Genomic DNA, 12105 nt, shown 5'->3' on the forward strand with positions numbered 1-12105 from the left:
AACTGGATCGCATGGTCCGCATCATTCCGTTGCCGGAGGAACTCAGCAAACGTCCTTTCACGGTCTATGAATCCCGTGCACTCGGCGTTGCTCCGAAGCGGCTCCGGGCCAAGGACGTGTCCGACGGCGGCCGGCTGATCTACTTGCCTGCGGCCCGTGAGTTTGCGCTTGCCGAACGGGCGCGGGTTCTCGCGGCGGCAACACCGGGTGCCTGGGTGTCCCATGAGAGCGCCGCGGTGCTGACCCGGCTCGGCCTTCCTCCGTGGCTGGGCAGCAGCGAGACTGTCCACCTCAGCAAGCCCCATGAGCTTCCCCGGGTCCGCCGGACAGGAGTGACGGGCCACCGAGTTCGCGTCCTCCCTGGCGAAGTCACGGAATTAGACGGAATCCCGGTATCCTCCCCGTCCCGGACGTGGCTTGATCTGGCGCATCAATTGCCGCTGCGGTACGTGATCGCTATGGGCGACCAGCTGATCCGCATGCCCCGGCCGGGCCTTGAAGGAAGGGCGGGGCCTTACGCGAATAAGGAAAGGCTGCGGCTTCTTGTCCGGCAGCATCCGAACATGAAAGGCGTGGAGAAGGCCCGGCTTGCCCTTGAAGACATGCGGGTCGGAGCAGACTCGTTTCCGGAGACATTCCTGCGGCTGGCTATGTTGGACGCAGGGCTGCCGGAACCGGAATTGCAACTCCGCATCGATCCGGATGATCTGTGGTCGCCGTCCGCGGACCTGGGGTACCGGCGGTTCCGGATCGCAGTGCAGTATGACGGCGCCCCTCATCTCACGCGGGAACAGCAGACAAGGGACAATCGGAGGGACGAGGCTTTCACCAGCGCAGGGTGGTCCTACTTCAAGGCCAACGCCAATGACTTGGCGGAAGGGTTCAGTGACCTCATCGTCAGGATCAAGCGGACGAAACTCCGTTCCGTTTAAGCCAACGCGGGGTCACTTACGGCCCATGCCGGGCAGCAACATGGACCGTAAGTGACCCCGCCTTGCAGAGGGCGGCTGCGTTAGTGCCCGCGGTGGTCCTGGATGGTCATGCGCGGTCCAAACGTCGGCTTGCGGAAGCCGCTGAGCCCGAGCATCCGGACTACCCGCTGCCGGTGCCCGCGCCAAGGCTCCAGCAGGGCGATCATGCCGGCGTCGTCGGTTTTCCTGCCGGTCAGCGCATAGCCAACGTACGAGGCCAAGTGGTAGTCGCCCACCGCGATCGAGTCAGGGCACCCATGGGTCCGCTGGACAACCTCGGCAGCGGTCCAGACTCCAATGCCCGGAATGGTCTGCATCTTTGTTCCGGCCTCCGCTGCGCTGAGTGAGGCGAGCCGTTCAAGCGCGACGGCGGAGCGCAGGGCCCGCATGACGGTTGCCGAACGCTGGGGACCCACGCCGGCCTTGTGCCATTCCCATGAAGGAACGGCCAGCCATCGGGCAGCGGACGGAGGGACGAGCAGGCCCGACGGCAGGCCTGACATCGAGGAGCGTCCAGCGCTCGGGGCTGCGGTGCCGTACCGGTACATCAGGTAGCGATAGCCCCGCCGGGCTTCGATAGTAGTGACCTTTTGCTCAAGGATCGTGGGCACGAGCGAGTCCACCACCCGCCCGGTGGAGGGCAGCCGGACGGCGAGGTTCCGGCGTCGGGCTTCCCTGACCATTCGCGGGAGGGTGGCGTGAAACGCGGCGTCGTCAAAGTCGGACCAGTCGTCCCCGCTTCCCAGCAGCACAGGGACGGAATTGATCGCAGAAGCTGCGCCGGATCCCCAGGCTTGCGCATCCACATAAGTGTCCGGGCCATTTCCGGCTGAGGTGAGGCGCAGGGTAACCGGACCGTCCGGCGTCGTGAACGCCATCCACACGCCGTCCTGCCGTGCCGCGAAGGACGGATCCCCGTTGCCCCGCATGAGGATCCCAAGGGTCTGGAGGAGGTCTATCGGACCGCCGGGATGCCATCGCGCCGACGCGTCGGCCGCGGCCGCTGCGGCGGGTGGGGCATCGACGATGGTCATTCATTCATGGTCGCACGCTCGTCTGACAACAGTGGACATGTCCGGAAACAAGCAGTCCACGAAGCCCCTTACGCCGGGAAACCCGGACGACTAGACTCCACGTGTGGCGCGGGGCGTCCGCGTCTTCGCAACGCAATCCAGGAGAACGATCATGGCCGGAATCGTGCACTTTGAGATCCCCGCGGATGACCAGGAGCGGGCTAGGAACTTCTACAAATCGGCGTTTGATTGGCAGATCAACCCGATGCCGGAGATGGACTACAACATCGTCATCACCACCCCGAGCGACGAGAAGACGGGCATGCCATCGCAGCCCGGAGCCATCAACGGCGGGATGATGGCAAGGGCCGGCGAGCTCACCACCCCAGTGATCACGGTGGACGTGGAGAGCATCGACACTGCCCTGGCGGAGATCGAACGATTGGGCGGCTCGGTAGTCAAGCCGAAGGATGCCATTCCGGGAATGGGTTTCTATGCCTATTTCAAGGACACCGAGGGCAATGTCCTGGGCCTGTGGGAGAACATCCCGGCCGGGGAGCGAACCTCGGCAGAGTGAGCCAACGAGGCGGGGTCAGACCATCCCGGGGCTAGTTTGTGGTTCCGGGGCTTGTGCCTGTGGTCTCGCAAACAAGCCCCGGGGTTGACCCAGTATCGCCCCGGCCGGCCCTATTCCCCGAAGCGCCCGCGCGCTTCCACCGGAATCAAGGGCTTCTCGGCGCGGACCTTGAGTTCCTGGACTGCCCAGGTGTTGCCGTCGGGGTCGGCGAACCCGAAGAACGTGCCGCCGTCGCGCTCGTCAAAGACGGTGATTTCGCCGGCCTCGACACCGCGGCTGAGCAATTCTTCCCGCGCAGCGCGCGCGTCCGCGACCACAAGCTGCAGTCCCCGCATGGAGCCGGGAGCCATCTCATTCTGGGCAGGGAGGCTGCCGACCACGATCGAGCATCCTGAGCCCGGGGGAGTCAATTGCGCCACGTGCATGTGCTCGTTGGTGGTGTTGTGGTCAAGGTCGAAGCCCACCTTGTCGCGGTAGAACTCGATGGCTCGGTCAATGTCACTCACGGGGAGCACAACCACTTCCAGGGTCCAATCCATGGTGCATGTCCTTTCCTTGGAGGGTGTCACGGCCAGCTTGCCCCGGGAGGCCTTCCCTTGGCTAGACACGGACCCGGCGCGGATCGCACGGGAGCACCCCCGACCAAGCGGTAACTTGGTACCTATGAAGTACGCCCAGTCCGTCCTGGACCTCATTGGCAATACACCGCTCATCAAGCTCAATCACGTGACCGGCGACATCAAAGCTACCATTCTGGTGAAGCTCGAATATGTGAACCCCGGAGGCTCCATCAAGGACCGCATCGCGGTGAAGATGATCGAGCAGGCGGAGCGGGACGGAAAGCTCAAGCCGGGCGGAACTATCGTGGAACCCACCTCTGGCAACACCGGCGTGGGACTTGCCTTGGTGGCCCAGCAAAAGGGATACAAGTGCATCTTCGTTGTCCCGGACAAGGTGGGCGAGGACAAACGCGCCGTGCTCCAGGCCTATGGCGCAGAAGTTGTGGTCACCCCGACCTCCGTGGCCCCGGACAGTCCGCAAAGCTACTACAGCGTCTCCGACCGGCTCGTTTCCGAAATCCCCGGAGCCTACAAGCCGGACCAGTTCTCCAACCCTGCCGCCCCCGGCAGCCATTACGAGACCACCGGACCTGAGATCTGGCGTGATACCGACGGCAAGATCACGCACGTGGTGATCGGCGCCGGTACGGGCGGCACAATCACCGGTACCGGCCGGTACCTCAAGGACGTGTCCGCCAACCGGCCGGAGTCCGACGGCGGCCGCGTCAAGGTCATCGGCGCAGACCCCGCAGGCTCGGTCTACTCGGGCGGCACCGGACGGCCCTACTTCGTGGAGGGCGTCGGCGAAGACATGTGGCCGATCAACTACGACAAGACCGTGCCCGACGACGTCATTGCCGTGAGCGACGCGGACTCCTTCGAGATGACCCGCCGCCTGGCCCGCGAGGAAGGCCTCCTGGTAGGCGGCTCATCCGGCATGGCAGTGGTTGCCGCGTTGCAGGTTGCCAAAGACCTTGGCGCGGAAGCAGTCGTCGTCGTGATCCTGCCCGACTCCGGCCGCGGCTACCTGGCGAAGATTTTCAACGACAAATGGATGCGCTCCTACGGCTTCCTCTCCGGCGGCGAGGAAGCCTCGGTGGGCGAGGTTCTGAAGTCCAAGACCGGCCAGATGCCGGACCTCGTCCATATCCACCCCAACGAGACCGTCCGCGATGTCATCAACATCATGAACGAATTCGGGGTCTCGCATATCCCAGTCCTTTCGCAGGAACCGCCGGTGGTCATGGGCGAGGTCCTTGGCGCGGTCGACGAGCGTACGTTGACCACCAAGTTGTTCCGCGGCGAGGCGAAATTGACCGACAAGATCTCCGAGCACATGGGGGAGCGCCTGCCGGTGATCGGCTCACTTGAAACGATCTCCGCCGCACGGGAGCTGCTGTCCGACGTCGACACCGTCATGGTGACGTTCGTCGGGGCTCCCGTGGGCATCCTGACCCGCCACGACCTTCTCGCCTACCTGAGCAACTGACACTAGGAGTTCATATGTCTGCAAACGAAGCAGGATTCAACACGCGTGCTGTCCACGCCGGCCAGGCCTTCGAACCGCGTACCGGCGCCGTGGTTCCGCCGCTGCACTTCAGCTCGACGTATGCCCAGGACGGCATCGGCGGTCTGCGCGACGGCTACGAGTACGGGCGCGGCACCAACCCCACCCGCGACGCGCTGCAGGAGCAGCTCGCGGCACTCGAAGGCGGCACCCACGCATACAGCTTCAGCTCGGGCCTTGCCGCGGAAGACTCCCTGATCCGTGCCATTGCCCGGCCCGGGGACCACATCGTCCTTGGCAACGACGCCTACGGCGGAACCTACCGGCTGATCAACCGTGTGCTTGGTGAGTGGGGCATCGGCAACACACCAGTGGACATGTCCAACCTTGACGCCGTTGCTGCGGCCGTGGCCGCCAACAAAACGCGCATCGTCTGGGTGGAAACCCCGTCCAACCCGATGATGAAGATCACCGATATCGAAGCGCTCGCCAAAGTAGCGCACGACGCCGGCGCCCTCCTTGTGGTCGACAACACCTTTGCGTCGCCCTACTTGCAGACCCCGCTCGCCCTCGGTGCCGACGTCGTGGTCCATTCGACCACTAAGTACATCGGCGGCCACTCGGATGTGGTTGGCGGTGCGATCGTAGTCAAGGACGCTGACCTGGCCGAGAAGATCGGCTTTGTGCAGTTCGCCGTCGGCGCTGTGTCCGGCCCCATGGACGCTTTCCTTACTACCCGCGGCCTCAAGACCCTCGGCGTGCGCATGGACCGCCACAGCGAGAACGCCCAGGCCGTGGCCGAGTGGTTGCTTGAACGTCCCGAAGTTGAAGCCGTGCTTTACCCGGGCCTGCCTTCCCACCCGGGCCATGAGCTCGCGGCGAGGCAGATGAAGAAGTTCGGCGGAATGATTTCGGTGCAGTTCAAGGGCGGTGAAGCTGCGGCCCGCAAGGTGGCAGAGTCCACCCAGGTGTTCACGCTGGCCGAGTCCCTGGGCGGCATCGAATCGCTCATGAACTATCCCTCGGAGATGACGCACGCTTCGGTCAAGGGCACGGAGTTGGCCGTTCCGGTCAACTTGATCAGGCTTTCCTGCGGCATCGAGGACGTCGAAGACCTCATCGCGGACCTTGAGCAGGCGATCGGCAACATCACGGACTGAGTGCCCCTCAATATCTGACCTGTTTTGAATATTGGATCGGCCGGGACACGCCATCACACTGGTGTGTCCCGGCCGATCCGCGTTCAAACATGGTCAGAAATGGCGCACCTTACGTTAGGACCTAGCTTTCTTTAGAAAAGCCAGCTACTCTCTAGCCATGCCTTTACGATCCGATTGGTCCGAGCGGACGTGCAGCCTGGCCCGTGGCCTGGATATCCTCGGCGACCCGTGGGGAAGCCTGGTGCTGCGGGAGGTCTTCTTCGGCAACGGACGCTTCGACGCCATCAAGTCCCGTCTCGGAGTAGCCGATAACGTCCTGAGCAAGCGCCTGGGTTGGCTGCTTGAGGCCGGCCTCCTTGCCCAGCGGCCCTACACGGATGGCGCTCGCATGCGTCAAGAGTACGTCCTTACGACCAAGGGCGAGGATGTGTTGCCGGTCTTGAACGCCATCATCATCTGGTCCGAGAAACATCTCGACGCACCCGCGGACAACGCCCACATGCGCGTGATCCACAACGGTTGTGGGCTGCCGACGGCGTCGGCCGATACCTGCTCCCATTGTGGGTCCCGGCTCACGGCGGCCAACACCAGCTGGCACAGCCTCACGCGATCAGAACAACCGCTCGCCCTGGCCACGGCCCCGACACTGGCCACCGCCCCAACACTTGCCGCAGTCGCCCTCCCGAACGAATCGGAGCCCTCCGCATGACCGCACCCAACCTCACCGAACTATCCACTGGCAAGCCCCAGCGGAAGCGGCGGCTCCACCCCGCCTGGATGGTGGCCACTGTCGCGTTCCTGGCACTTGTGGGCGCAGCTGGATTCCGGGCCGCACCCGGCGTGCTCATGGTCCCGCTGCAGCAGGAGTTCGGCTGGTCCACCACGGTCCTGTCCCTCGCCGTCAGCATCAACCTGGTGTTGTTCGGGCTCACGGCCCCGTTTGCCGCTGCGCTCATGGAACGCTTCGGCATCCGCACAGTGACCGCGATCGCCCTCTGCCTGATTGGCCTCGGCTCCGCGCTGACAGTGTTCGTGAACCAGTCCTGGCAGATCTTGCTGACCTGGGGCGTGCTGATTGGCCTCGGCACCGGATCCATGGCCTTGGTCTTCGCCGCCACCATCGCCAACACCTGGTTCTCGAAGAACCGCGGACTGGTGATCGGCATCCTGACCGCGGGCAGCGCAGCAGGCCAATTGGTCTTCCTGCCGTTCATCGCGGTCCTTGCCCAGAACCCGGGCTGGCGCGGCGCCTCGCTGCTCATCGCCGCCGGCGCGCTCGCCGTGGTGCCACTTGTGCTGCTCTGGCTCAAAAACTCACCCGCCGACGTCGGGGTTCAACCCTATGGCGCAGAAGAAGAGCAGCCGACGACGGCGGAAGTCGCCGAGGTTGCGGACGTCACCGAAGGTGAAGGTACAGCGACAGCCAGCGGCAAAGTGCCCAACGCGGCCATTCGGGCACTGCAGGTGCTCAAGCGGGCCAGCAAGGTGCGCACTTTCTGGGCCCTTGTTGCCGGTTTCGCCATCTGTGGTGCCACCACCAACGGCCTGATCGGAACCCACTTCATTCCCTCGGCGCACGACCACGGAATGCCCGAAACCACCGCGGCGGGCTTGTTGGCCGTCGTCGGGATCTTCGACATCGTGGGCACCATCGCTTCCGGTTGGTTGACGGACCGCTTCAACCCCAAGGTGCTCTTGGCGGTGTATTACCAATTCCGCGGTATCGGCCTCCTGGTGCTGCCTGTGCTGTTGGGCTCAACGGTGGAACCCAGCATGATCCTGTTCGTGGTCGTGTACGGCCTGGACTGGGTGGCCACGGTGCCCCCGACAGCGGCCATCTGCCGCAAGGTGTTCGGGGCCGACGGTTCGGTGGTGTTCGGCTGGGTCTTCGCCGCTCACCAGCTCGGGGCAGCAGTGGCCGCACTCCTGGCAGGCTACATCCGTGACGCCACGGGCCACTACACCTACGCCTGGATCGGCGCCGCCGCGATGTGCACCGTGGCGGCCGTCATCAGCGCCACGATCCGTAAAGACGCCGGGAAGAAGGAACCCGTTCCTGTTGCAGCCTAGGGCACGGCGATTCCTAGCGGAACGCCGGGATCCCCGTGATGTGCTGGCCAAGGATCAGGGCGTGTACTTCGTCCGTTCCTTCGTAGGTGCGCACTGATTCCAGGTTGTTGGCATGGCGCAATGGCGGGTAGTCCAAGGTGATTCCGTTGCCGCCCAGGATGGTGCGGGCTTCGCGGGCGATTTTGATGGCTTCACGAACGTTGTTGAGCTTGCCCATCGAGATCTGTTCCGGCCGCAGTTTGCCGGCATCCTTGAGGCGTCCCAGATGAATGGCCAACATGGTGCCCTTCTGGATCTCCAAGAGCATGTTGACAAGTTTTTCCTGGGTTAACTGGTAGCCGGCCAAGGGCTTGCCGAATTGCATGCGGCTTCCGGCATATTCGAGCGCTGCCTCGTAAGAGTCGCGGGCCGCGCCCATGGCGCCCCAAGCGATGCCGTAACGGGCCTCGTTGAGGCAAGTGAACGGTCCACGGAGCCCTTGGGCACCCGGGAGGAGGGCCTCCGGACCCAGCCGGACGCCGTCGAACGCTACATCGCATTGGATCGAGGCGCGCATGGAGAGCTTCGCTTCGATGGGAGTCGTGGTGACCCCCGCAGTGCCTGCCGGAACCAGGAAACCCCGGATCCCGTCTTCCGTGTTCGCCCACGCCACCATGACGTCGGCGATCGATGCCATCCCGATCCAGCGCTTGGAACCGTCCAGCACCCAGCCGGCGTCGTCACCGATGCCGTCGCGGCGCGCAAAGCTAGCCATCGACGACGGGTCCGAACCCGCCGTCGGCTCCGTCAGCGCGAAGCAGCCGATCAGTTCGCCGGCAGCCATCCGGGGGAGCCATTGCTCCTTCTGCTCTTCGCTGCCCCACTTGTGGATCGCGGTCATGGCGAGCGAACCCTGGACGGACACGAAAGTGCGAATGCCGGAATCGCCAGCCTCGAGTTCCATGGCGGCAAGGCCGTATTCGACGGCGGTGCGGCCCGGGCAACCATAGCCCTCCAGGTGCATGCCAAGGACGCCGAGTTCACCAAGCTCCGCGGGTAGCTCCCGTGGGAAGACGGCGTCCTCGTACCACCGCGCGATGTTTGGCCGGATGCGCTGGTCCGTAAAGTCACGCACCCTCTCGCGAAGCTCCAATTCCTCGCTACTCAAGAGGGATTCGAGGGCCAGGACATCGGAGGTATTCGTCGTTGAATGGCTCATGCCAGCATCCTAAGGCCGAACATGCTCCACGGGCGGCCTGCGGGACCGCCGACGCCGGCGCGGCTGGCGGCTGCGCCGTGCCAGAATTGAGCCATGGCCGCGGCGGAAGTGAACGGAACAGGACTGCCGCTACCGGCAGTCGAGGGGATCGGACGCCCCCGCATACTGGCCGGCCTTGTCCTGGCCCTGCTGCTTCCTGTCGCCATCGAAGTCCTGGTATCCCTGCTGGACTACCGGAACTTCGCCATGATCATGCTCTTTCAACTGGCTGTCGCAGCGGCCGTCGCCGCCATCGGAGGATTGTGGCCGGCAGTGGTGGCAGGGGTCCTAGGCAGCCTTCTCTTGAACTACTTTTCGGCAGAGCCGGTGGGCTCCCTGTCCATCGCCGACCCCTCGACGCTCTTCACCTTGGTCATCTTCCTGGCCGTGGCGTGTGGGGTGGCGCTCGCCGTTGGCTTGGCAACCCGACGGGCTCAGGAGGCCGCGCACTCCGGCGCGGAGGCCAAGGCGCTGAGCGAATTGGCCCTGCGGATCCTGAGCTCGGACGGCAGCCTTGAGTCTTTCCTGGACAAGATCCGTGTCAACCTCGGGATGGAGGCGGTGACACTGTTGTCCACCGCCGGATCGCCGGAAGGTACTGGACAAAACTGGAGGGTTCTCGCAAGCTCCGGGGTCGAGCCGCCGGTGACGCATGCGGCCGCTGACCATGCCGCCGTCGTCGATCCCAATTACACGCTGCTCCTCCGGGGCGGTCCCCTTTCGGAACAGCACCGCCGCATGCTCGCCGCATTCGGTGCTTTCGTGGTGGCCGTGCGGGATCGACAGCAACTGGTCAGGAGCAGGCAAGACAACGTGCGGCTCGCGGAAGGAAACAAGATGCGCACTTCCATCCTGCGCGCTGTCTCCCACGATCTCCGGACTCCGCTGGCTGGAATCAAGCTTGCCGTCAGCAGCCTACGCCAGGATGACGTGACATTTGCTCCCGAGGACGAACGCGAACTGCTGGCCACCATCGAGGACTATGCCGACCGTCTCGATCATTTGGTGGACAACCTCCTGGACATGTCCCGCATCACCGCCGATGCCGTGAACCCGTTGCTGCGCGGCCTGGGCTGGCACCAGATCCTGCCGGAGGCCTTGCGCGGCGTGCCTGCGGAACATATCCGCAACGAGCTTGCGGCCAACCTTCCGTATATAGAAGCGGACGCCGGGATGCTGGAACGCGTCGTGGCGAACCTTGTGGAGAACGCAGTGAAGTACGCGCCGGAATCGGATGTTGTGCTGGTGGCGCGGGCGGGCGCGGGCATCGCCGTGGATGGACGGCCGGCCAGTGAACTGAGGGTGATGGATCACGGCCGGGGCATTGCGCCCGCGGCCGTGCTGGAGCTGTTCCAGCCTTTCCAACGGCTCGATGATTCCCCCTCCAGCCGGGACGGGCGCTCCGGAATCGGACTGGGGCTTGCCGTCGCCAAAGGATTCACGGAAGCGATGGGCGGTACGCTCATGGCGGAGGCGACGCCGGGAGGCGGGCTGACCATGGTGGTCACTCTCCCCTTGTGGACGGGAGGGCGGCCATGAATCTGGTGCTGATTGTGGAAGATGAGGTCCAAATCGCCCGGGCCATGCAAATCAATCTCCATGCCCATGGCTACCGTGCCATCAGCGTCGGCAACGGAACGGATGCGCTCAAAGCCGCCGCGCAGCAGCCCGTGGACATTGTGGTCCTGGATCTTGGCCTGCCGGATATGGATGGCGTGGATGTCATCAAGGGCATTCGGGGCTGGAGCACCATGCCCATCATTGTGTTGTCCGCCCGGCACGGTTCGGAAGACAAAGTGGAAGCCCTCGACGCCGGCGCCGACGACTACGTCACCAAGCCTTTCGGCCTGGATGAGCTCCTGGCCAGGCTCCGTGCCGCCTCACGCCGGGCAGCTCCGCGGCATGAGGTGCCGACGCTCCAGACCGCGGACTTCTTGGTTGACCTGGCAGGAAAGAAGATCACCAAGGACGGCGCCGAAGTGCGGCTTACGCCCACGGAATGGAACATCCTGGAATTGCTGGTGCGCAACGCAGGCCGCCTGGTCAGCCAGCAGCAGATCCTCACCCAGGTCTGGGGACAGGCCTATGCCAAGGAAACCCAATACCTGCGGGTCTATATTGCCCAGCTCCGGCGCAAACTTGAACGCGACCCCGCTCAACCTCGCCACCTGCACACCGAGGCCGGCATGGGTTATCGCTTCGATCCGTAGCTGCGTACGTAGACTGTATCCATGGATACCGCATCGTTGCTTGCTGTTTGCCGGGTATACGAGCTCCTGCCTGACCCCGAAGGGTCAGTCGGGGTGACGGCCATTGACAAACGCCCTATTGACGGTCCGGTGAAGGTCCACAAGCTGGGGGTCCATGGAGACATCCAGGCCAGCCGGATCCACCACGGCGGGGAGGACCAAGCGCTCTATGCCTACTCCCAGGCCGACGCCGATTACTGGGCCAAGGAACTCCAACGGGACATGCCTCCCGGTATCTTCGGGGAAAACCTGCGCGTTGCCGGAATCGAGACCACCGGTGCCGTGATCGGCGAACGCTGGAAGATCGGCTTGGACGTCGAAGTTGAAGTCACGTCACCGCGGGTGCCGTGCGCGACCTTCCAACGCCGCATGAATGAACCGCAGTGGGTCAAGCGGTTCACTGAGGCGGGACGGGTCGGCACCTATCTGCGTGTGGTGCGGACCGGGACCATTTCGGCCGGGGACTACATCCACAAACTTTTTGTGCCGAAACATGGCATCACGGTGGGGCAATGGTTCAGCAACCCCAACCTGGAAGACATGCAATTGTTGCTCGACGCCGAGGCGGATGGCGAAGTCCTGCTGCAATCCGACTACCACGACACCTTTGAAAAACTCATGCGCCGCAACGGGGTCGATGCCTGAATCCCACTCGGACGGCCGTCCGGAGGGGCGGACTTGAGGGGCATTTGGGGTGCCGATGTGCGCAAGCTCACCGCCTTCGTCGACAGTTGTGTCGCGGGGACGCTAGTCTGTGCCCT

General features: G+C 64.2%; 12 protein-coding genes. 9 read left to right on the top strand and 3 right to left on the bottom strand.

The window, feature by feature from the left end; genetic code table 11:
• The first annotated feature begins 11 nt into the window (after positions 1–11).
• Positions 12–932 carry a hypothetical protein gene (locus OW521_RS16435; RefSeq protein ID WP_268020676.1) on the top strand — a complete coding sequence of 307 codons (921 nt, stop codon included), beginning with the start codon at positions 12–14 and terminating at the stop codon, positions 930–932.
• An 80-nt stretch (positions 933–1012) separates the two neighbouring features.
• Here the strand turns inward: OW521_RS16435 and OW521_RS16440 are convergent, their stop codons facing one another.
• Positions 1013–2005: a DNA-3-methyladenine glycosylase family protein gene (locus OW521_RS16440; RefSeq protein ID WP_268020677.1), complete on the bottom strand. Its 993-nt coding sequence runs from the start codon at positions 2003–2005 to the stop codon at positions 1013–1015.
• A gap of 151 nt (positions 2006–2156) precedes the next feature.
• Between OW521_RS16440 and OW521_RS16445 the strand changes: the two genes are divergently transcribed.
• On the top strand, positions 2157–2561 hold the full coding sequence (locus tag OW521_RS16445; protein WP_268020678.1) for a VOC family protein: 405 nt from the start codon (positions 2157–2159) through the stop codon (positions 2559–2561).
• Between the two features lie 110 nt (positions 2562–2671).
• Here OW521_RS16445 and OW521_RS16450 read toward each other — a convergent pair whose 3' ends face one another.
• Positions 2672–3100: a VOC family protein gene (locus tag OW521_RS16450; RefSeq protein ID WP_268020679.1), complete on the bottom strand. Its 429-nt coding sequence runs from the start codon at positions 3098–3100 to the stop codon at positions 2672–2674.
• A 124-nt stretch (positions 3101–3224) separates the two neighbouring features.
• On the opposite strand from OW521_RS16450, the gene OW521_RS16455 reads away from it, so the two are divergent.
• The 4 genes from OW521_RS16455 (at position 3225) to OW521_RS16470 (ending at position 7858) form a co-directional block, all read left to right on the top strand.
• Positions 3225–4610 (top strand): cystathionine beta-synthase, encoded by a 1386-nt coding sequence (locus tag OW521_RS16455; RefSeq protein WP_268020680.1) that lies wholly within the window; start codon positions 3225–3227, stop codon positions 4608–4610.
• Positions 4611–4624: 14 nt separating this feature from the next.
• Positions 4625–5788, top strand: coding sequence for a cystathionine gamma-synthase (locus OW521_RS16460; RefSeq protein ID WP_268020681.1), 1164 nt, complete (start codon positions 4625–4627; stop codon positions 5786–5788).
• A gap of 157 nt (positions 5789–5945) precedes the next feature.
• Positions 5946–6497, top strand: a complete 552-nt coding sequence (locus OW521_RS16465) for a winged helix-turn-helix transcriptional regulator (RefSeq protein ID WP_268020682.1) — start codon at positions 5946–5948, stop codon at positions 6495–6497.
• Positions 6494–7858 carry an MFS transporter gene (locus tag OW521_RS16470; protein ID WP_268020683.1) on the top strand — a complete coding sequence of 455 codons (1365 nt, stop codon included), beginning with the start codon at positions 6494–6496 and terminating at the stop codon, positions 7856–7858. Before OW521_RS16465 ends, OW521_RS16470 begins: the two co-directional genes overlap by 4 nt.
• 13 nt (positions 7859–7871) lie before the next feature.
• Here the strand turns inward: OW521_RS16470 and OW521_RS16475 are convergent, their stop codons facing one another.
• Positions 7872–9056 carry an acyl-CoA dehydrogenase family protein gene (locus tag OW521_RS16475; protein WP_268020684.1) on the bottom strand — a complete coding sequence of 395 codons (1185 nt, stop codon included), beginning with the start codon at positions 9054–9056 and terminating at the stop codon, positions 7872–7874.
• A 93-nt stretch (positions 9057–9149) separates the two neighbouring features.
• Between OW521_RS16475 and OW521_RS16480 the strand changes: the two genes are divergently transcribed.
• Genes OW521_RS16480 through OW521_RS16490 form a run of 3 tightly spaced genes read left to right on the top strand, consistent with a single transcriptional unit; the run spans position 9150 to position 11989 of the window.
• Positions 9150–10634, top strand: a complete 1485-nt coding sequence (locus tag OW521_RS16480; RefSeq protein ID WP_268020685.1) for a sensor histidine kinase — start codon at positions 9150–9152, stop codon at positions 10632–10634.
• Positions 10631–11305: a response regulator gene (locus OW521_RS16485; RefSeq protein ID WP_268020686.1), complete on the top strand. Its 675-nt coding sequence runs from the start codon at positions 10631–10633 to the stop codon at positions 11303–11305. The genes OW521_RS16480 and OW521_RS16485 overlap by 4 nt, the downstream gene beginning before the upstream one ends.
• A 21-nt stretch (positions 11306–11326) precedes the next feature.
• Positions 11327–11989, top strand: coding sequence for an MOSC domain-containing protein (locus OW521_RS16490; protein ID WP_268020687.1), 663 nt, complete (start codon positions 11327–11329; stop codon positions 11987–11989).
• Positions 11990–12105: the final 116 nt, after the last annotated feature.

Source organism: Arthrobacter sp. MMS18-M83 (assembly GCF_026683955.1).
In the GTDB taxonomy this organism is placed as follows: Bacteria; Actinomycetota; Actinomycetes; order Actinomycetales; family Micrococcaceae; genus Arthrobacter.